18 protein-coding genes are annotated in these 19,523 nt (G+C 52.8%); 9 read left to right on the top strand and 9 right to left on the bottom strand.

Annotated features, from left to right (window positions below):
• Nucleotides 1-10: 10 nt before the first annotated feature.
• On the bottom strand, nucleotides 11-964 hold the full coding sequence (locus FHS90_RS15335) for a phosphodiester glycosidase family protein (RefSeq protein ID WP_182513696.1): 954 nt from the start codon (nucleotides 962-964) through the stop codon (nucleotides 11-13).
• A 527-nt stretch (nucleotides 965-1,491) separates the two neighbouring features.
• Nucleotides 1,492-2,766 (bottom strand): glutamyl-tRNA reductase, encoded by a 1,275-nt coding sequence (hemA, locus tag FHS90_RS15340; protein ID WP_182513697.1) that lies wholly within the window; start codon nucleotides 2,764-2,766, stop codon nucleotides 1,492-1,494.
• A 183-nt stretch (nucleotides 2,767-2,949) separates the two neighbouring features.
• Between hemA and FHS90_RS15345 the strand changes: the two genes are divergently transcribed.
• The gene (locus FHS90_RS15345; protein ID WP_182513698.1) at nucleotides 2,950-4,137 is read left to right on the top strand and encodes a sensor histidine kinase; all 1,188 of its coding nucleotides are present in this window, start codon (nucleotides 2,950-2,952) and stop codon (nucleotides 4,135-4,137) included.
• A gap of 44 nt (nucleotides 4,138-4,181) precedes the next feature.
• Here the strand turns inward: FHS90_RS15345 and FHS90_RS15350 are convergent, their stop codons facing one another.
• The 3 genes from FHS90_RS15350 to FHS90_RS22640 are packed head-to-tail and all read right to left on the bottom strand — an operon-like array spanning nucleotide 4,182 to nucleotide 6,417.
• Complete coding sequence (locus FHS90_RS15350) at nucleotides 4,182-4,934, bottom strand: carboxypeptidase-like regulatory domain-containing protein (protein WP_182513699.1); 753 nt, start codon at nucleotides 4,932-4,934, stop codon at nucleotides 4,182-4,184.
• Between the two features lie 47 nt (nucleotides 4,935-4,981).
• Nucleotides 4,982-5,737: a carboxypeptidase-like regulatory domain-containing protein gene (locus tag FHS90_RS15355; RefSeq protein WP_182513700.1), complete on the bottom strand. Its 756-nt coding sequence runs from the start codon at nucleotides 5,735-5,737 to the stop codon at nucleotides 4,982-4,984.
• Between the two features lie 47 nt (nucleotides 5,738-5,784).
• Nucleotides 5,785-6,417, bottom strand: a complete 633-nt coding sequence (locus FHS90_RS22640) for a carboxypeptidase-like regulatory domain-containing protein (protein WP_182513701.1) — start codon at nucleotides 6,415-6,417, stop codon at nucleotides 5,785-5,787.
• 234 nt (nucleotides 6,418-6,651) lie between these two features.
• Between FHS90_RS22640 and FHS90_RS15365 the strand changes: the two genes are divergently transcribed.
• Complete coding sequence (locus FHS90_RS15365) at nucleotides 6,652-8,343, top strand: amino acid permease (RefSeq protein ID WP_066830641.1); 1,692 nt, start codon at nucleotides 6,652-6,654, stop codon at nucleotides 8,341-8,343.
• A 223-nt stretch (nucleotides 8,344-8,566) separates the two neighbouring features.
• Complete coding sequence (locus tag FHS90_RS15370; protein WP_066830642.1) at nucleotides 8,567-9,007, top strand: hypothetical protein; 441 nt, start codon at nucleotides 8,567-8,569, stop codon at nucleotides 9,005-9,007.
• A gap of 129 nt (nucleotides 9,008-9,136) precedes the next feature.
• On the opposite strand, the gene FHS90_RS15375 is transcribed toward FHS90_RS15370, so the two are convergent.
• The gene (locus tag FHS90_RS15375; protein WP_343049731.1) at nucleotides 9,137-10,051 is read right to left on the bottom strand and encodes a DMT family transporter; all 915 of its coding nucleotides are present in this window, start codon (nucleotides 10,049-10,051) and stop codon (nucleotides 9,137-9,139) included.
• A gap of 776 nt (nucleotides 10,052-10,827) precedes the next feature.
• Nucleotides 10,828-11,829, bottom strand: coding sequence for a tRNA dihydrouridine synthase DusB (gene dusB / locus FHS90_RS15380; RefSeq protein WP_066830645.1), 1,002 nt, complete (start codon nucleotides 11,827-11,829; stop codon nucleotides 10,828-10,830).
• Nucleotides 11,830-11,885: 56 nt separating this feature from the next.
• Between dusB and FHS90_RS15385 the strand changes: the two genes are divergently transcribed.
• From FHS90_RS15385 to FHS90_RS15410, 6 genes are all read left to right on the top strand, one after another.
• Nucleotides 11,886-12,839: a CPBP family intramembrane glutamic endopeptidase gene (locus FHS90_RS15385; RefSeq protein WP_182513702.1), complete on the top strand. Its 954-nt coding sequence runs from the start codon at nucleotides 11,886-11,888 to the stop codon at nucleotides 12,837-12,839.
• An 81-nt stretch (nucleotides 12,840-12,920) separates the two neighbouring features.
• Nucleotides 12,921-13,178 (top strand): FUSC family protein, encoded by a 258-nt coding sequence (locus FHS90_RS15390; RefSeq protein ID WP_182513703.1) that lies wholly within the window; start codon nucleotides 12,921-12,923, stop codon nucleotides 13,176-13,178.
• 79 nt (nucleotides 13,179-13,257) lie between these two features.
• The gene (locus tag FHS90_RS15395) at nucleotides 13,258-13,902 is read left to right on the top strand and encodes a DUF3667 domain-containing protein (protein WP_343049732.1); all 645 of its coding nucleotides are present in this window, start codon (nucleotides 13,258-13,260) and stop codon (nucleotides 13,900-13,902) included.
• A 133-nt stretch (nucleotides 13,903-14,035) separates the two neighbouring features.
• Complete coding sequence (locus tag FHS90_RS15400; RefSeq protein ID WP_246387067.1) at nucleotides 14,036-14,875, top strand: phosphatidate cytidylyltransferase; 840 nt, start codon at nucleotides 14,036-14,038, stop codon at nucleotides 14,873-14,875.
• A 126-nt stretch (nucleotides 14,876-15,001) separates the two neighbouring features.
• Nucleotides 15,002-16,276, top strand: a complete 1,275-nt coding sequence (locus FHS90_RS15405; RefSeq protein ID WP_182513727.1) for a Glu/Leu/Phe/Val family dehydrogenase — start codon at nucleotides 15,002-15,004, stop codon at nucleotides 16,274-16,276.
• A 108-nt stretch (nucleotides 16,277-16,384) separates the two neighbouring features.
• The gene (locus FHS90_RS15410) at nucleotides 16,385-17,071 is read left to right on the top strand and encodes a phosphatidylserine decarboxylase family protein (protein ID WP_066830677.1); all 687 of its coding nucleotides are present in this window, start codon (nucleotides 16,385-16,387) and stop codon (nucleotides 17,069-17,071) included.
• A 416-nt stretch (nucleotides 17,072-17,487) separates the two neighbouring features.
• Here FHS90_RS15410 and FHS90_RS15415 read toward each other — a convergent pair whose 3' ends face one another.
• Nucleotides 17,488-17,970: a free L-methionine (R)-S-oxide reductase MsrC gene (locus FHS90_RS15415; protein WP_182513705.1), complete on the bottom strand. Its 483-nt coding sequence runs from the start codon at nucleotides 17,968-17,970 to the stop codon at nucleotides 17,488-17,490.
• A gap of 495 nt (nucleotides 17,971-18,465) precedes the next feature.
• The gene (gene ribD / locus FHS90_RS15420) at nucleotides 18,466-19,506 is read right to left on the bottom strand and encodes a bifunctional diaminohydroxyphosphoribosylaminopyrimidine deaminase/5-amino-6-(5-phosphoribosylamino)uracil reductase RibD (RefSeq protein WP_182513706.1); all 1,041 of its coding nucleotides are present in this window, start codon (nucleotides 19,504-19,506) and stop codon (nucleotides 18,466-18,468) included.
• Nucleotides 19,507-19,523: the final 17 nt, after the last annotated feature.

The raw sequence follows: 19,523 nt of genomic DNA on the forward strand, positions 1-19,523 counted from the left end.
ATGACTGCCTTTACTCCTTGTATTTCAGCACCAGCACCGCCGGCACCGGGCGCTGCCCTTCCTTGTCTGAGGGTTTGATGGTGTCTTTGCCTTTGACATACAGCGCACTGGAGCCGCCGCCGTCCAGGTTCAAAGCTTCTTTGCAGCCTAAACCTACCATCAGTGTGGCCAGCTGGTCTAAGCTGGCGCCCTCGGCAATGCCTTTGTGGCGGCCTTCCACCATGAGAATAATCAATTTGTTATCGGGCGTGTAGCCCATCACGGTGCGCGGGTTGGGCCCTCTGAAACTGGCGCCGCCACGCAGTTCTTCCTCTGCCGTGATGTGTGCCTTGCCGTCTTGCACCAGCACCGGGCCACCGCCCACGGCCACCCGTGGTTTCCAGCGTTTCATGTGTTTCACGGTGCGTTTGCTGGGTGCAGGAGCGGGGTTTCCGTTCACTTGGGTAGCGTAAGGTGCGGCCAACTGCATGGTCTTCTGCTTCTTGCCCATGTTGTAGGCCCAGGCCACGTCTGCGGTGCGGTTCCGGAAAAACCCGATGGCCCCGGTGGTGGGGTAGAGGGTGAGGGTGTCTGTGCCCTGGGGGTTCTTGCGCTTCACGGTAGCCTGCGGGGCCAGCACTTTGCCGTCATTGATGACCAGGTTCAGGTTGCGGTTGTCTGCGAAGGAGAAGAACGTGGTGTTGACGGTGGCCAGCACATGGCCAGGTTCCTGCTCAAAATATTGTTGGGGCGTGTAGCGCTTGCCGTTGCCCACGCGGGTTAAAATCTCCAGTTTAGGGTCTTGCAGGTCAGCCTCCAGATAATAGGCTTTGAAGGGTTTGCCGTCCAGGGAGTCAGAGGTGGTGAAGACTTTCACGGAGGCTGGTAAACCCGCTTGGTGTGGGGGGGAGGGAACCCAGCGTACCTGTGCCTGACTGACGAAGGCGACGCAGGCGGCGGTGAGGGCAAGAAGCAACTTTTTCATACCGCCAATATAAAGAGCCGGGGGTAACTTTTGGTAACGTTTAGGTAAAGCTTTTGCCGGGTTTGAAATGTGAATTTCTGTTTCCGGGCTATTTTGTCCAAAACAGGCCGAAAACGCAAAGAAATTTGTGGCAATGCGTGAGAGACAAGGTGGTGCCTGGTCTCTACAAGGGAACATTATAAAACCTTTTGGGAAGATTCACCTCCCAATGCGTAACTTCTAAATCAACGGTGCATAAATTCATCTCGCTCGCCTCTGGCGAGTGTGGGGTGCCTTCGGCCTCTGGCCGAGTTTCTGCTGTATTTGGTTTTTATTTTGTCACGCGGTGGGACGCCCCAGGCATCTCATACCCTCCAGAGGAGAGCGAGGGTATTGGCGTTTTCGGCCCGCTTTTCTGGAAACAGGCCGAAAACGTAAGTCACTAGAATGTCAATGCGTGGGGAAAACAAGCTGCGTCTGCCTTGGGCAAAAGAAAACGGGACTCTCTGTGAAGAAGGTCCCGTTCTGTAGTGGTCAATAAGATGCTCTTAGCTGTGCGCCTCTGCTGACTGTTTCTCCAAGTCAAACAGATCGGTGAGTACGTCAATGAGGGTTTCGGCCTCGCCGCGTTTGCAGGCGGCTTTGAGTTGCAGTACCGGCAGCTTGATGATTTTCTGCATCATAGACTTGGTGATCTCGTCCATGCGCTTGGCTTCTTCAGTAGACAGCTTCTTCATGTACCGGGCCATCTCCTCCTGGCGTATGCTCTCCAGTGCGTTTTTCAGCTTCTGGATGGTAGGTGACACGTTCATATCCCGGCTCCAGTCTTCAAAGCTGGCAATAGACTCAGAGATGATCTGCTTTACATGGGGCACAGCGGCCAGGCGGCGTTGCAGGGCCTCAGAGGCTTTGTTCTGGATAGTGTCAATGTTGTAGACCAGTACGCCCGGAATCTGCTCAATCTCCGGCTCCACGCTGCGGGGTACGCTCAGGTCAATGAAGAACTTGTAGGTCAGCACGTTCAGGCGGCTTACCATCTCTTTGGTGAAGAACGGCTCGTCACGGGCAATGGAAGAGATCACCACATCTGCCTCTTTCATGGCCTCTACCAGGTTCTCAAACGGAACCACCTGTAAGCCGCACTCATCTGCCAGCAACTGGGCCTTGGCGGTGGTACGGTTGGCTATTTTCACGTTTTTGAACTCAGAGTCTTGCAGGTGGCGGCAGACATCAGCGCCAATCTCACCCAGGCCCACTACCAGTATTTTAGGATCAGTGATGTCAGCCACCAGGCTTTCCACCAGCTCCAGGGCAGCGTAAGAGGTAGAGGCGGCCCCGTCTCTGAAAGACGTTTCCTGCACTACGCGCTTGTTGGTGAAGAAGATGGTGTGCAGCAGGCGGTGCAGGAACGGGCCGGCGGCCTCGTTGTCTACACTCCACTGGTAGGCCTGCTTCACCTGGTTGGAGATCTGCATGTCGCCCACCACCTGCGCGTCTAGGCCCATGGCCACGTTGAACAGGTGCTGCACGGCGTCTGCGTGCTCATTCACTATGGTGAAGTAGTCCAGGTACTGGGAAATATTGGCAATGCCCTTGCTAATGCCCAACAGCTTCACTATTTCGTGGCTGTAATCAGCATCAGAGGTATAATAAACTTCAGTGCGGTTGCACGTGGAGAGTACAAGAATGTCAGTTGCCTGAATGAAATTTTTGAGCGTTTGCAGGAACTGTCGGCACGACCCCTCATCCAAGGCGATAAGCTCCCGTATGTCTAGGGGAGCTTTTTTATATGAAAGACTGACGGCTCTAAAATTGTGAAGCATACGGCAGTTTTAAACTAGCTTGCAAAATTACTTCCATCTGTTATAAAAAAGAAGGATACCGCTTAAAATGTGTTATTTATACAGGTTCTAAATTGCGCTGAGACAGGGGGCAATGGTGTATCTTCGCTCAGAAAGTACCTTTCTCTGCACACGTACGTAGGCAGAACATCGTTAGGGCTGTACATGATTCCAACTAAGATCTATTCTAAGAAATCACGGCTAAAGCTGCTCATCATCATAGTTGCGTTGGTGATTGGGGGGGCTACCGTGGTCTATACCAACCTGCTGGTGGCCAAGCTGTCTGAGCGCGAGCAGCAACTCATTGACCTGTACGCCAAAGGCCTGAGATACATGGGCAACGCTGAGATTGACTCAGACAACCTGGTGTTTGTGCAGGAGGAGATCATTGACGCCAACCGGTCAGTGCCCGTTATCCTGACTGACGAGCAGGAGAACGTACTCGCTTATAAGAACCTCACCATTCCAGAAAAGATTTCAGAAAAGCGAAAAAAAGCCCTGCTGCAGCGCGAGGTGGCCAAGATGAAGACACAGCACAAGCCCATTGTGGTGGCCTACCAGGATGATTTCAGGAATTACATCTTTTACAAAGACTCTGAGCTGCTCACCCAGCTGCGGTACTACCCGTATGTGCAGCTCACTGTCATAGCCTGCCTCTCGCTCATTGCCTACTATGCCTTCAGTTATTCCCGCAAGGCAGAACAAAACCGTGTGTGGGTGGGCCTGGCCAAGGAGACGGCGCACCAGCTGGGTACGCCGCTGTCTTCTTTGATGGCGTGGTATGAGTACCTGAAAGCCAGCCCGCGGTTTGAGAACGAGCCCATTGTGGAGGAGCTGGGCAAAGACGTGAAGCGGCTGGAGATCATCACCGAGCGCTTCTCCAACATTGGCTCAGTGCCGGTGCTCAAAGACGAGCCTATTCTGCGGGTGGTGGAAAACGCCATTGGTTACCTGCGCAACCGCGTGTCTAACAAGGTGAGCATTGTGGTAGAGTCAGACTTCCCGCCAGAGACCACCGCCAAAGTGAACGTGCCGCTGTTTGAGTGGGTTATTGAGAACATCTGTAAAAACGCCGTTGACGCCATGGAGGGCAAGGGCAGCATTACGCTGCGTCTGGTGCGGGCGGGGGCCAAAGACGCGTTGGCGTTAGATATACAGGATACCGGCAAAGGCATTCCCAAAACCAAGCAGGAAGAAGTCTTTTTGCCCGGCTACACCACCAAGAAACGCGGCTGGGGCCTGGGCCTCGCGCTGGCGCGAAGAATCATTGAGAACTACCACCAGGGCCGGCTGTTTGTGAAATCTTCTGAGGTGGGCAAGGGCACCACGTTCCGGTTGATTCTGAATAGATAAGTGCGTTTCCGGCCTGTTTTTGAAAAAAGAGGCTGGAAGCGGAATTAGTGGAAAAGATTGCGGATTCTGTAATACAAGCCGCGTGGCGAATACCATTTGTAATTCACTCCTGTTACCACAATGCCTGTTGAGATTTCAGCATCTGGATCTTCATGTAAGAATATAGTTTTTGTTTGGCCGGTAAATGCTTTTGTTGATTTTTCTAGAGCCCTGTACCCAAGGTAAGAAAGCACCACTACAGAGTTTTCTCCAGAAACATGTTGAGGAATCTCTAACGTGAAATTCCCTTCCATATCTGTAGGCGCACCAATAGTTGTGCCTTTTAAAACAATGGAAACCCCAGAGAGAGGTTTTTTGGATAAAGAATCAAGTATTTGCCCCTTTAAAATCAAAGTGCTGTCGCTGGAAAAATATTCATTTGGCTGATTTGGAGAAGGTATATCAGAAGATAAATGTGTTTGTTGAAAGGTAGACGTAGGCGGTTTCTCCTTCGCATGAGTGTCCTTCGCGCTTATCCAAACTAATACTCCTAATGCCGCCGCTTTCCATGTCCACTTATTCTGTGAAATGGGAGTGGGCATTAATTCCCTTTCTAATTGCTTGTTCTTAAATCTCCCGCAGGTTTCCCCTTTCTGTTTCCCTAGCCAATGGACCACCTCGGCATCTGTCATGGTGGTAAAATCAACCACCGTTTTCTGGCAGCTCTGGCAGTAACGGCCTTGGCTGTGAGGCGTCATGGCGGTCCAGTCCTCTTGGCAGGGCGTGGGAATGGAAACGGTGAGGGCTTGGGTTGGCATACGTGCTGTTTTAGAGCTGTTTTCAGAAAAAGAGGCTGGAAACGGGATTATCTGAAGAAGTCTTCTATCCTGTAATATAAGCTTTGGAAAGCGTTGGTACTCTTTGTAGGAATGCCGCTTACAGAGACACCTCCCAATACTCCAGATAATGATTTTAAAATATCATTGTCAGAGATTAAAGCTAGCTGGAGAGATTGCCCAAGGTTCAAGTCTGCTAGCCTGAAACGTTGTGTTTGGTAACCAACCGCTGAAATTACCAGCCATTGCTTCTCCAGCGGAATGGTTCTGGAATACGGTAATGAAAAGTGGCCCAGTTCATTTGCCGAAGTCTCAACCGTGTCATTTAGCCTGATTTTTATTTGAGTAGGACCGCCCGCCGGAAATGCGATGACCATTCCGCTAATGGTGCTGCTGTCATGTTTTGCCACAGAAGGAATGACAGAAGGCTGAGAAGATGGCAGTAATTCAATTGTAGCGTTTCGGCCAGAAGAATTTTGGGCTTCAGCCGAATGAATACCGAACCAGGCACCAATACAGAAAACCAGGGTTTTCTGCTTCCAGTTAGAAGCTCTAGATGAGACCGGGCGCAAATTTCTTTCAAGCTGGTCTTCCCTGAATCTTCCGCAGGTTTTACCGTTTTGCCTGGTGAGCCAATTTATCATTTGGGCATCGGTCATGGCGGTAAAATCAATTACCGTTGTAGAACAGCTTTGGCAGAAACGCCCCTGTTTTTCAGGTGTCATGGCGAACCAGTCCTCTTGGCAAGGGTTGGGGACGTTGATAAGGACGTGGCGGTTGGGCATGGTTTCTGTTTTTGGGCTGTTTTCAGGAAAAGAGGCTAAAAACGCACTTAGGAAAAGAAGTGCTTCAGCTTATCTAGGAATAGTACGTTTCCTTTGGGTTTCTCCCACTGAATTCCAATGCCTCCAAGATAAGCTACCTCAAGCTCAAGGGTAACGGGGGCATTCTTCATTAGTAACTTCTTTAGCTTCACTTCTTTGGGCCGGTACCCGATAAATGAAAATATAACTACTTGCTTTTCAAGGTCTATATGCTCCGGTAATTGAAAACTGAATTCTCCTTTTGCATTGGTAGCTATCTGAATATTGGTGCCTTTCAAATACACCGTCACCCCGGTCATTGCTTCCTTTTCATCAGCCGAAACCACAACGCCTTTTATTCCTTTTCCCTCCTTTGGTTTTAAGGAAGTCCCTGTAAAGCTGGAAGGTTCATAGTCCCTTTGAGTTAAAGGCTCAATTGGCTGCGCAGGTAACTCATTTGCCGCTACCGCCTTTGTGCTCACCCACGCTGACAAGCCTAGAATGGCCGCATGCCGTTTCCAGTCCCAGCCCCGTTTAGTAGGAATAGGCACCTGTAAGACTCGGTTTAATTGATAGGGATTGAGGCGGCCACAGGTTTCCCCTTTCTGTTTGGCAAACCATTCAACCACGTCCGCATCAGTCATAGAAGTAAAATCTACCACGGTTTTCTGGCAGCTGGGGCAGTAACGGCCTTGGCTGTGAGGCGTCATGTCAGCCCAGGACTGTTGGCAGGGCTGGGGCACGGTAAGGGTGAGACGGCGGCTGGTCATGGGGCTGGGGCTTTCCTAAATATACGCATTCAGAATATTTTCCTTAACTTTTACCCTGAATTTCTACACCAAACCGAACAAGTGAGCTTTAAAAGTCTATTCCGCCGCAAGAGTTTAAGCAATGTGATGCACACCCCGCCCGCCGATGTAGCCGCCCATGTGGGCTCGGTGGAGGAGGGGCTGGAGCGAAACCTGTCTGTGCGTGATCTAACCTCGCTGGGCATTGCCGCCATCATTGGGGCCGGTATTTTCAGTACCATTGGCAACGCCAGCTATGACGGCGGCCCGGCAGTGTCAATGCTGTTTGTATTCACCGCCATCGCGTGTGCGTTTTCAGCGCTCTGCTACGCCCAGTTTGCGGCCACTATTCCCGCCAGCGGCTCTGCCTATACCTATGCCTACGCCTCGTTTGGGGAGCTGGCAGCCTGGATCATTGGTTGGGCGCTCATCATGGAATACACGGTGGGGAACATTGTGGTGGCTATTTCCTGGAGCGATTACTTTACCGGCCTTTTGAGCGGCATGGGCTGGGATATTCCGGCGTGGCTCACCATGGGGACCCAGAGCGCGCATAAAGGGTATGAGGAGGTAGTGGCGTTGTTGCAGGCGGGGCAACCGCTCACGGCGGCAGATCCGGTGCAGCTGGAGGCGTACAACACGTGGCTGGCCGCCCCAGACTTCTTAGGCGGGAAGCTGGTGGTAGACTTGCCCGCCTTCATGATCAACCTGGTCATCACCACCCTGGTGTACATTGGGATCAAAGAATCTAAGAATGCGTCTAACCTGCTGGTGGTGCTCAAGATGATTGTGGTGCTGGTGGTGATTGCCGTGGGGATTTTCTACGTGAACCCGGCCAACTGGAGCCCGTTTGCGCCCAATGGCGTGGGGGGCGTCTTGAAAGGCGTGAGCGCGGTGTTCTTCGCCTATATTGGCTTTGACGCCATTAGCACTACCGCAGAGGAGTGTAAAAACCCGCAGCGCGATTTGCCCCGCGCCATGATTTACGCGCTCATTATCTGCACGGTCTTGTACGTGATTATCACGCTGGTACTCACGGGGATGGTGCCCTATACAGAACTGGCCGTAGGTGACCCGTTGGCGTATGTGTTCACCAAAGTAGGGGTTGACTGGCTGGCGGGCGTGGTGGCGGTGAGTGCCATTTTTGCCATGGCCTCGGTGCTGCTGGTGTTCCAGATTGGCCAGCCCCGCATCTGGATGACCATGTCGCGCGACGGGTTATTGCCCCCGGTTTTCTCTAAGATCCACCCCAGGTTCAGAACACCGTCTTTCTCCACGCTGGTGACCGGTTTCTTTGTAGGCGTGCCGGCGCTGCTCCTGAACATGGATCTGGTGATTGACCTCACCAGTATTGGCACCCTGTTCGCCTTTGCCCTGGTGTGCGGCGGCATCTTGATCATTGACCCGCATGGCACCTCAGAAGCCCGCTTCAAGGTGCCTTACCTGAGCGGACGGTTTCTGGTGCCGTTGCTGCTGCTCATAGGCGGGGTGCTGGTATTGTTGTACAACCGCGAAAACGTAGATGCCTTCTGGAGTGCGGTGGCGTTTGACGGCGGGTATGAAACCTTCAGGCATGAAATCCCCATGCTGGTGTTCCTGATCTCCTGTGTGCTGCTGGCGGTGGTGTCATTTACCAAACGTCTGTCACTGCTGCCGGTTCTGGGGCTCCTGACCAACCTGTACCTGATGACCCAGTTAGGGGTGAACAACTGGCTGCTGTTCACCGTGTGGCTGCTCATTGGCCTGGCCATCTACTTTGGGTACAGCTACCGGAACAGCAAACTGGCAGCCCGCTCATAGCGGCTCTCCCGTATTGCAGAATGTGCTTAGGGCAAAGGCCCTTTCTCTGGTGAAGAGAAAGGGCCTTTGCTGTTAAAATGCCTGTATACAAGCTATATTAAGGCAGAGTAGAAGCAGCTACGGTTGAATTTTAAAATGGTTGCAAAAAGGTTGCGGTAATTTTAGGAAGCTTGCCGGAAACAGGTTATTTTTATGGAAAATTACCTACCTAGCCTGACGGACCGTGATTGAGAGAGAACTACTAGAAAGCCATCTGCGTCTTTCCTACCGGGAAGACATGGGCATCCTGTTCATGCGCTGGACCAAGCAGGTGAATTCAGAGCAGTTGCGCAAGGGCTACCTTGACGCGCTGGCCTTTGCCGAAGAGTTGAACGTTCACCTCTGGCTCATTGACCTGAGAGGGCGGGGTGGGGCTACGCCCGAAGACGAAGCCTGGATTCTGGATGAGTTTTTTCTGGAGGCGGAAGGGCGGCTAGGGCACAAGAGCTACATTGGTTATCTGCTTTCGCCGGCCCATTTCACCCATGTGCGGGACAACGTAGGCCTTGAAAAACTCAACGCTTTCAGCAGCAACACCACCATTAACGTGTTTACCTCAGAGTCAGGGGCCGTGAACTGGCTTTCTAACCTGCATGAGGTAGAAGTGCTGCCAAAACGGAAATAACCCCTTCCCGCTTTTCATCAGGCAGAGACAAAGCCGCTTCTTTGCCCAATGGGTCCAGATGATTTCTGTTTCTGGCCTGTTTTCCCAAAAACAGCTCTAAACCAGACCGGTCACCCCTTTTTCCCCTTTCTATTTCGCCCGGTTCACCAGGAGTACGCCCGCCAGAATGATGGCCATGCCCACGTAGTGCAGGAGGTGGATGGTTTCCCCGTCGGCCACGCCCCAAATCAGCGCTACAATAGGCATCAAATAGGTGGAGGTGCTGGCGAACAGCGTATTGGTCATGTGAATCAGCTTGTTGTAGAACACCAGGCCAATGGCCGTGCTGAACACCGCTAAGATGGCAATGTACCCCAAGGCTTCCCAGGCTGCTGGCTGCGTGGTGAGTTTGTCAAACGCCGGGGTGGTACAGAGGTAGGCAAAGGCAATTGGCCCCACCGTAAGCAACGCCAGGCTGGCCATGGTCAACGGCTTAATGCCGCCCAGGCAGTGCTTGATGATGTTCAGGCTTCCGCCGTATAAAATGGTCGCCAGTACCACGTACAGCCCATAAAAGGAGTTGGAGGAGCTTTCCTGGGCGCTGCCCGAAAATATCAACACCGCCGTGCCGCCAATCCCAATCAAGATGCCCAGCGTGCGCAGCCACGTAATGCGCTGCTGAAAGAAAAGAGCCCCAATGATCAGCGTGAACAGGGCGGTAAGCGAATTCAGTACCCCGGCCAGTCCGCTGGCCAGTTTTGTCTCCGCATACGCAAAGAGAAACGCCGGAATCAGGTTGCCGATGAGTCCGCTCAGCAACAGAAACTTCCACTGGTGCGGCTTGGGTGCTTTTAGCCCCTTCAGCGCGAACGGTAGCAGCGCCAGTGTGGCAATGGTGATGCGAATGGCCCCCAGCTCATCTGACGAGAAAACCTCCAGCCCTTTTTTGATCAGGATAAAAGACGTGCCCCAGATCAAGGCCAACCCAATTAGAATCACCCACGCCATGGTGGGGGTAGAAGTGGCTGGTTCAGTAATAGAAGGAGGGATGGTTTTGTTTGGCACAACAAGGCTGCTACGGCAGAATTAAAAATGAGGCTGCAAAGATAGGGAATCGGTCAGAGACTGGATATTAATAGAGACTGGATATTAATAAGGTTAGGATTACGTTTTCGGGCTGTTTTTGAAAAAATAGGCGGAAAACGTAAAAGCAGATTCTCACTCCTTTTGGGGGAGGCTGAGCGGGTTGCGAGGCAGCTCAAGTTGTCATGGCAAAGGCTATTGGCGCAGTCGCTCGCAGGTCTGTGAGACGCTACGAGGTCTTTTGAGCAGGATTTCTTTGGCGCAGATTCCTGTGCATGGTTTGGTCACGCGCTAGTTTTGTATGCCCTCAATACCGGCCCTTTGCTGGCGCGAGACTCCAGTCTCGTGACAAAGAGTGCTGCGAGTCTCCGGACTCGCCGGGACCACAGGGGATAATAGTCTGCAACCATGCTTGCGCATACTGATCCCCTCCGCTTCGGTCGTCAGGAGACGGAGACTACATGCCCGAGGACGGATCGTGAGCAGATAGATGGGAGTCTGGAGACTCCAACCGCCTGTCGGCACGAGTCCAGAGACTCGCGCCAGCGCGTTTTTAACAATCAACAATAGACAATCAGCAATTCTCAAAAGACCTCGCAGCGACTTCCATGCCTGCGAGCGTCTATGGTCTATGTCACAACCCCTGCTAAAAAAAGCCCTCACAAGTTTTCAAAACCTATGAGGGCTACAAAAGTATTTCCGTTTTCGGCCTGTTTTCAGAAAAACAAGCCGAAAACGCCTCTGCAAAAGAAAAAAGCTTACTCTAGCTCTGCATACTCCATAGAGTTGGCAATCTCATCTAAGATGGCGTAAATCTCAGCCGGGTCTTCGGTCTGCACCAGTCGGGTGCGGTAGGTTTTCACGTTGGGCAAACCCCTGAAATAGTTGGCATAGTGGCGGCGCATCTCAAAAATACCCAGGCGCGGGCCTTTCCACTCCAGGCTTTTGTCAAAGTGCATCTTGCACATGTCAATGCGCTCCTGAAGGGTGGGTGGGGCCAGCAGTTCGCCGGTCTGCATGTAGTGCTTGATTTCCCTGAAAATCCAGGGGTAACCAATGGAGGCGCGGCCCACCATGATACCGTCTACGCCAAACCGCTCTTTGTACTCCACCGCCTTCTGCGGCGTGTCAATGTCGCCGTTCCCGAAGATGGGGATCTGGATGCGCGGGTTCTCCTTGATCTTTCTAATCAGCGTCCAGTCGGCCTCGCCTTTGTACATCTGCACACGGGTGCGGCCGTGCACGGTGAGGGCTTTGATGCCAATGTCCTGCAGGCGCTCGGCCACTTCCTCTACGTTTTTGGTGCTGTCATCCCAGCCCAGGCGGGTTTTCACGGTCACCGGCAAGCCGAAGGGCTCCACGGCTTTCACAATGGCCGAGGTCATGGCCACCATTTTAGGAACATCGCGCAACAGCGCGGCCCCGGCTCCTTTGCAGGCCACGTTCTTCACGGGGCAGCCGTAGTTGATGTCAATCAAATCTGGCCCCACCTGCGCCGAAATCACCGCAGACTCCCGCATGGCCTCAATCTCAGACCCAAAGATCTGGATCCCGATGGGGCGCTCATAATCAAATATATCCAGTTTCTGGCGGCTCTTGGCGGCGTCTCTGATGAGACCCTCAGACGAGATGAACTCGGTGTACATCAAGTCAGCGCCGTTGGCTTTGCAGACGGCCCTGAACGGCGGGTCGCTCACGTCTTCCATAGGGGCCAGCAGCAGCGGGAACGCCGGAAGTTCCAGATTGCCAATTTTTACCACGTGCTTCAGTTTAAATAATTCGCGTAAATTTACCTCTTTAAAACCACACCGCCTATATGAAAGGTTTCATCTCGCCCAATCTGCACCCGCTTAAGTCGCTTTTGCTGTTCTTTGTGTTCGCGCTGGCGGGGCTGTTCATTGGGAGTTTTCTGGCGGTGGTGCTGGTGAAAACCATCTGGGGTATTGGCCTCATGGACATTGGCGACATGCTGGCCCGGCCCGCAGACTACCCTGAAAGCCGCCCGGCGCTGGTGCTGTACCAGGGGGTGGTGCATCTGGTAGGGTTTACGGTGGCCGCTTTGGCTTTTTTGAAAGTGAATGCCCATCGGCCGTTGGCCTTTCTTTTGCCCCGTGCCACGGTGCCCTTCTACCTGCTGCTGGGCACGGTGGTGCTGTTTCTGGTGATCATGCCGGCGGCGTCTTGGGTGGTAGACTGGAACGCCAACGTTGATTTCCCTGATTTCATGGCGGGGTTTGAGCGTTGGGCGAAGGAGAAGGAGGAGGCGCTGCGGCAGTTAACCCTGGAGCTCACTAAGATTGAAAGCGTTCCGCAGTTGATTCTGGGGCTTTTTGTGTTTGCCGTGCTTCCCGCCATTGGCGAAGAATTGGTTTTTAGGGGTATTGTGCAGAATGAGCTGCAGCGGTGGTGGCGTAACCCGCACGTGGCCATCTGGGTGGCGGCGTTCATCTTTGGGGCCATTCACATGCAGTTCTACGGCATGCTGCCGCGCATGCTGCTGGGGGTGCTGTTTGGGTACCTGTACTGGTGGTCTGGTAATCTGTGGGTGCCTATTGTGGGGCACTTTACCAATAACGGGTTTATGGTGCTCATGATGTTTCTGCAGCAGCGGGGGCAGATACAGCTAGACATAGAATCTACCCAAGCCTCACCGTGGCATCTTTCCCTGGTGTCGCTGGGGCTGACAGTGGGGCTGCTGTATGTCCTGTACAGGGCTTTCAGGCAGCATGGGGCTGCGCCCCATGAAGACGTAGAACCTTCCCGTTTTTAAAGCATACATTACGTTCAAGCCTACACCAACTTCCCCTACCTGACAGTTTATACCATAGTAAAATTTTATCCATAGCGCATCATGGAAGCTACCCCAAAGAACTTATCAGAATTAACAGACCAGGAACTGCTGGCCGAAGCGAAAAAACAGAAATCAGGTGCTATCATCAACGCCGTGTTCATCGGGTTTCTGGTGGGGATAGTCTTTTACAGCGTTTTGAGCAATGCGTACGGGCTTTTCACCCTGCTTCCTTTGTTTTTAGTGTACACACTAATCAAGAACTCAAAGTACAGTACGAAAGAAGTGGAAGTTCTTTTGAAGGAGCGGGGTTTAAGATAGCACAATGGCTGGGAACTGTAAGAATTGCAACACTGAGGTAACGCTCAACTATTGCCCAAACTGTGGCCAACCGGCTCAAGTGAAGCGGATTGACGGGCATTACATTTTGCATGAGATTGAGCACGTGCTGCATTTTGAGCGGGGCATTCTCTATACCATTAGAGAGCTCATCATCAACCCGGGCCAAAACATACGAAACTACCTGTCAGAGAACCGGAGCCGTTTGGTCAAGCCCATCATTTTCATCATTATCACGTCGCTGATCTATTCTGTTTGCAGCAGCTTGTTTCATTTAGAAGACAGGTATATGAGCTATCAGGGAGATAATACGTCTGCCACCAGCGCTATTTTTGCGTGGGTGCAAGGCCACTACGGCTATGCCAACATCATCATGAGCGTGTTCATTGCCCTTTGGATTAAACTGTTTTTCAGGAAAAGCCCTTACAACCTGTTTGAGATCTTAATTCTGCTGTGCTTTGTCATGGGCATGGGCATGTTGATTTATGCCGTCTTCGGGATTGCCGAAGGGCTGACCCATTTTGACTTTCTGCAGGTAGGGATGATCATTGGGGTTTTCTATACAACCTTTGCCATTGGCCAATTCTTTGCCCCGCGCAAAGTTGCCAGTTATATCAAAGCACTTTTTGCCTATTTGTTGGGCATGATCACCTTTTCAGTGGCGGCTCTGGCAATAGGCACAATGATAGATCTGCTGCTGCGGTAATAACTTGCAGGTGCCAACATTTTGTCAAATAGGCTATTCCCGTTTTTAGCCTCTTTTCCCAAAACAGCCCAGAAACGCAACTACAATCCCCTACTCGCGTCGCACGTATAATCTCTGCGTATAACCACCTTTTATGGAGCAACCACAACCTAAAAAAGAACTTAACAACCTGCAGCTGCGCCTGCTGGCGGGCATTATTGGTGGCGCTGTTTTCATTGGGGCCATCTTCTGGAGCGCCTGGACGTTTTTCCTGCTGTTTCTGGTGCTCACGGTGCTGGGGCTGCTGGAGTTCTACCGCCTGCTGGCGGGCAAAGGCTACCAGCCTAACAAAGCGCTGGGCGTGCTGCTGGGGCTGGAGCTGTACGTGATGTTCTTCTGGGTGAAGTACGGCGGGTTAGACCCCCAATGGCTGTACCTGCTGCTGCCCCTGATGGCGTTCACCCTGGTGGCAGAGCTGTACCGCAAGAAGGAACACCCGTTTGAGAACATTGCCTTTACGCTGTTGGGGGTGCTCTATATTGCCGTTCCCTTCGCGCTGCTGCATGTGCTGGCGTTCTGGCCAGAGCGGTACAGCTGGCAGATTATTCTGGGGGTGATGTTCCTGATCTGGGCTTCAGACACCGGTGCCTACGCTGCCGGGAAAACCTTTGGCAAGCACAAGCTGTTCCCCCGCATCTCTCCGGGTAAAACCTGGGAAGGCTGGGCCGGGGGCGTGGTGCTGTCTCTGGTGGTAGGCTGGGTGCTGTCTCTGGTGTATTTTGACCTGTCCCTGGAACTTTGGCTGGGCATGGCCGTATTGGTGGCGGTGTTTGGCGTGTTGGGCGACCTGGTGGAGTCTATGCTCAAGCGCAACCTGGGGGTCAAAGACTCCGGCACCTTGATTCCGGGCCACGGCGGTATTCTGGACCGTTTTGACAGCCTTATTCTGGTAGTTCCCTTTCTGGTTGCTTTTCTGGAGCTGACTCACTTATAATTTCTTGAAAGAGCCTGCTAAATGCTAGTTTGGTGTTAGGAATTTGATAATTTTGCAGCCAAATTAAGCCAATATATTATTAAATTTATAAACATGGCAGAGTATAAAGCGGTGTTAAACAGCAAAATGGCCTACAAAGAGCCAGCCCCCATCAAAGACAAGGAGAACCCTTTTGAGTCTATGATGTCGCGTTTCAACATAGCAGCAGAAGTTCTGGGCTTAGATGACGAGACGTATGAAGTGCTCAAGTCGCCCACGCGGCAGGTGATTGTGAACCTGCCCGTGACCATGGACGATGGCCGCGTAAAGGTGTTTGAAGGTTTCAGGGTGGTGCACTCCAATATCCTGGGCCCTTCTAAAGGCGGCATACGCTATGACAAAAACGTGTTCCTGGATGAGGTGAAAGCCCTGGCCGCCTGGATGACCTGGAAATGTGCCGTGGTGGATATCCCGTACGGCGGTGCCAAAGGCGGCATTGTCTGCGACCCTTCCACCATGTCTGCCGGCGAGATTGAGCGTTTGACCCGGGCGTATACCGTGGCTTTGATAGATATTTTCGGGCCTGACCAGGATATTCCGGCCCCGGACATGGGAACCGGCCCGCGGGAGATGGCGTGGCTCATGGATGAGTACTCCAAGACCAAAGGCATGACGGTGAACTCAGTGGTGACGGGTAAACCGTTGGTGCTGGGTGGCTCTTTGGGCCGGGTAGAGGCTACGGGCCGCGGGGTAATGGTTTCGGCCATGGCCGCCATGGAGAAACTGGGCATGGACCCTACGCAGTCAACCGCTGCCGTGCAGGGCTTTGGGAACGTAGGTTCCTGGGCGGCCAAGCTGCTGGCCGAGCGCGGCGTGAAAATCCTGGGCGTGAGTGACGTGAGCGGGGCCTACTGGAATGACAATGGCATTGACATTGAAGCGGCTATTGCCTACAAAAATGCGCACAACGGCCGGCTGGAGGGCTTTACCGGGGCTGAGATCATTGACAACGAGCAACTGCTGGTCTCTAAGGTAGACGTGCTGGTGCCGGCCGCCGTAGAAGACGTGATCACTGCCCGCAACGCAGACCAGATTCAGGCCAGGTTGATTGTAGAAGGCGCCAATGGCCCTACTTCGGCGAACGCCGATAAAATCATCAATGAGAAAGGCATCATGGTGGTGCCAGACATTCTGGCCAACTCAGGCGGGGTGACCGTTTCTTACTTTGAGTGGGTGCAGAACCGCCTGGGCTACAAGTGGAGCCTGGACATGGTGACCGAGCGCTCTGACCGGATCATGACTGAAGCCTTCAACAAGGTCTACGCCACGTCTCAGAAATATAGCGTGCCCATGCGCATTGCCGCCTACATTGTGGCCATTGACAAAGTGGCCCAGACCTACAAGTTCCGGGGCGGCTTCTAAGCAGGTGCTGTAACGGCTAATAGGGTTAAAAATTACTGCCTCCTGTCTTTTTTTAGATAGGAGGCAGTTTTTTTTATATTTTTGCTTTTAAAGCCGTAAGTGTATCTAATGAAAATTCATAAGGAAGGTCGAAAGATTCTGTTTTTTACCCTGTTGATCCTGTTGGTGTTGAACATGGTGCTGTACTATTTTAACAGCGAACACCTCACCTTCAACCGGATTTTCTCAGGTATTTCCTTCATTGTATTCCTGCTCATTCTGCAGTTCTTCCGGAGCCCGTACCGCAACCTGCTCCTGCATGAGGACCTGGTGGTTGCCCCCGCCGACGGCAAAGTGGTGGTAATTGAAAACGTGGAGGAGCCGGAGTATTTCAAAGATACCCGCAAGCAGATTTCTATCTTCATGTCACCCATCAACGTGCACATTACGCGTAACCCGGTGTCTGGCATTGTAAAGTACTTCAAGTACCACCCGGGGCATTATCTGGTGGCGTGGCACCCAAAGTCCAGCACCAAGAACGAGCGCACCACAGTGGTGGTAGAGTCATTGGCCGGTCCAGAGGTGTTGTTCAGGCAGATTGCCGGGGCCATGGCCCGCAGAATAGTCTGGTACGTGACCGAAGGCGATGAAGTAAACCAGGGCGAGGAGTTCGGGTTTATCAAGTTTGGCTCCCGGGTAGACATCTTTGTGCCCGTTGACACCGAAGTGAAGGTAGAACTGGGCCAGAAAACCAAAGGCGGCCAGACCGTGATTGCCCAATTGAAGACCACTAATTCAGGGTCTATCTTCGGGTAAGGTTTCTGTGTCAGGTAACGCAGTTGCGTATCAGGTAGCACGTAGCACGACTTTTCTGTTTTTTTATAAAAAAAGAAGCCTCATCTGGGTAAGATGAGGCTTTTTGCGTTTTCGGCCTATTTTTGCGAAAACAGGCCGAAAACAGGAATTTTAAAGGTGATGCTGCTCTTAGAAGGAGAGGGAAGAGCTTTGGCCAATAGATGTAACCGCTTCTCCTAATATAGACATTCTATGGCGCAAGCGTCCGCTTGTGACCAGGTATATCTGATTCAGAAATGCGCGCCGGCACAAGCGGACGCTTGCGCCATTATCAACCGAATCGCACCAAGTCGCTATTTCCGTTTCTGGCCTGTTTTCGCCAAAACAGGCCAAAAACAGAAAGTCTTGCTACGTGATACGCACTACTTGATACGAGCTTAGAACCAGTTCTCTGCCAGCTTCATTAACTGCTCCAGGTACTTCTGGTCTACGGCATCAAAGTCATCTAACCGGTCACTGTCTACGTCTAAGACCATTTTCACGGCACCGTTTTTGATCACAGGCACCACAATCTCAGACTTGGAGGCGCTGCTGCAGGCAATATGCCCCGGAAACGCTTCTACGTCTGGCACCAGAATGGTTTCCTGGCGGGTGTAGCAGGCGCCGCACACCCCCTTGTGAAACGGAATGCGGGTGCACGCCACCGGTCCCTGGAACGGCCCCAGCACCAGTTGGTCTTCCTTCACCAGGTACGCCCCCACCCAGAAAAACCCGAAGGTTTCTTTCAGCGCGGCCATCACATTGGCCAAGTTGGCTATCAGATCGGGTTCTCCGGTGACCAGAGCTTCAATCTGGGGCAGGAGCGCCTGGTATTTTTCTTCTTTGGTAAGGGTGCTGTCTATGAATAAGTCTTCGGCCATGAGATACTATGCTTTTGAATAAAGTGCTGAGGTGCCAATAAGAAGGCGCGCCGCAACTGTGTGACTACAACTGCAAAGGTAGGGCAGTAGGTTTCCTGTCGCAACTGGTTTCATAAAACGGAACGCCAGATTCCCCTCCTGCGAGAAGGCCGGTAAGTTTTCTCACCGCTGCATGAAGCGGCGAGCAAAGCCAGGGAATCGGCCGGAGGCCGAAAGTAGCTCACACTTGCGGGACGCGGGCGATTGGAGTAATTTCTATGGAACAGAACGCCCATCATGGAGGAGGTGCTCTTCTGCTAAAGAGAAACTGCTGGGCTAGGGGAGCCGCTCCTTTGGTTCTGGAACTAGCGGCGCCAGTTGAAAATGGCAATATTGTCACAATGTTGCGCAGCCGCAAACAGGGGCAGCGGGAGCCTCTTTTTCTGTCTGTTTTTCGGCAAAGCCGATGTTCTGTTTTCGGCCTGTTTTCTGAAAAACAGGCCGAAAACAGAAAAGTTAAAGGGTGAAGTGGTTCCGGTAAATAGTCAGTTCATCAGCGCCTGCCAAATTTCTGGAAGCAAATGGCATGGCCGGCAGGGCGGGAGCCTTCACGCCGTCCCTCAATTTTACCGGGCTTTTGAACACCCGTATCTCGTCCCAGAGCCCAGCCTGCAGAAACGTTTCCAGTAGCACGGTGCCGCCCTCTACCAATACAGACTGCACCTGCCGCTGATGCAGGTCCTGCAACATCTGCTCCATGAAACCGCCTTCCGGCGAAAGGGTAACGAACTGGGTTTTGGGCAGATTTTCCTTCCGCGCCAGCGTGTACACCAACGTAGGGTGGGTGTCATCTAACAGGTGGTGCGTGCCGGGTACCTGGAGTTGCCTGTCAATGAAGATACGGGTGGGGGCCTGCCCTTGCCAGTGCCGAACGTTGAGCCGGGGGTTGTCATGCAGGGCGGTGCGGGTGCCTACTAGAATGGCCTGCTCTTCTGTGCGCCACTTGTGCACCAGCTTCTGAGACAAAGTGCCAGAGATTTGGCAGCCTTTAAACCCGGGGAGCGCGATAAAGCCATCAGCAGACTCGGCCCATTTCAAAACCAGGTAGGGGCGCTTTCTGGTCTGGAAGGTGAAGAAGCGCCGGTTCATCTCCAGGCCCTCCGGTTCTAAGACGCCTATGTGAACTTTGCAGCCGGCATCTACCAGTTTTTGAATGCCTCTGCCAGACACCAGCGGGTTGGGGTCTGTGTTGCAGATCACCACGTCCCGTACGCCGTGGGTTATCAGAAAATCAGCGCAGGGCGGGGTTTTGCCGTAGTGGGAGCAGGGCTCCAGCGTCACATACACGGTGCTGGCTGGCAAAAGGCTTTTGTCTTGCACGCTGTTGAGGGCATTGACCTCGGCGTGCGGACCGCCAAACTGCTGGTGCCAGCCTTCGCCAATGATCTTGCCCTGGTGTACTACCACGCAGCCTACCATGGGGTTGGGGCGCACCCAGCCCTGGCCCAGGGTGGCCAGGTCAAGGGCGCGTTGCATGAATTTCTGATGAGCAGGCATAGGCTGTTTACGGGCAA

Source organism: Rufibacter ruber, from assembly GCF_014138425.1.
GTDB lineage: Bacteria > Bacteroidota > Bacteroidia > Cytophagales > Hymenobacteraceae > Nibribacter > Nibribacter ruber_C.

Coding starts and splice junctions, on each gene's coding strand:
- FHS90_RS15345 (WP_182513698.1), top strand. CDS start 2,950: ATGATTCCAACTAAGATCTATTCTAAGAAATCACGGCTAAAGCTGCTC.
- FHS90_RS15390 (WP_182513703.1), top strand. CDS start 12,921: ATGGAAGCTACCCCAAAGAACTTATCAGAATTAACAGACCAGGAACTG.
- FHS90_RS15355 (WP_182513700.1), bottom strand. CDS start 5,737: ATGCCCAACCGCCACGTCCTTATCAACGTCCCCAACCCTTGCCAAGAG.
- hemA (WP_182513697.1), bottom strand. CDS start 2,766: ATGCTTCACAATTTTAGAGCCGTCAGTCTTTCATATAAAAAAGCTCCC.
- FHS90_RS15365 (WP_066830641.1), top strand. CDS start 6,652: ATGCACACCCCGCCCGCCGATGTAGCCGCCCATGTGGGCTCGGTGGAG.
- FHS90_RS15350 (WP_182513699.1), bottom strand. CDS start 4,934: ATGCCAACCCAAGCCCTCACCGTTTCCATTCCCACGCCCTGCCAAGAG.
- FHS90_RS15410 (WP_066830677.1), top strand. CDS start 16,385: ATGAAAATTCATAAGGAAGGTCGAAAGATTCTGTTTTTTACCCTGTTG.
- ribD (WP_182513706.1), bottom strand. CDS start 19,506: ATGCCTGCTCATCAGAAATTCATGCAACGCGCCCTTGACCTGGCCACC.
- FHS90_RS15400 (WP_246387067.1), top strand. CDS start 14,036: ATGGAGCAACCACAACCTAAAAAAGAACTTAACAACCTGCAGCTGCGC.
- FHS90_RS15405 (WP_182513727.1), top strand. CDS start 15,002: ATGGCCTACAAAGAGCCAGCCCCCATCAAAGACAAGGAGAACCCTTTT.
- FHS90_RS15415 (WP_182513705.1), bottom strand. CDS start 17,970: ATGGCCGAAGACTTATTCATAGACAGCACCCTTACCAAAGAAGAAAAA.
- FHS90_RS15335 (WP_182513696.1), bottom strand. CDS start 964: ATGAAAAAGTTGCTTCTTGCCCTCACCGCCGCCTGCGTCGCCTTCGTC.
- FHS90_RS15385 (WP_182513702.1), top strand. CDS start 11,886: ATGAAAGGTTTCATCTCGCCCAATCTGCACCCGCTTAAGTCGCTTTTG.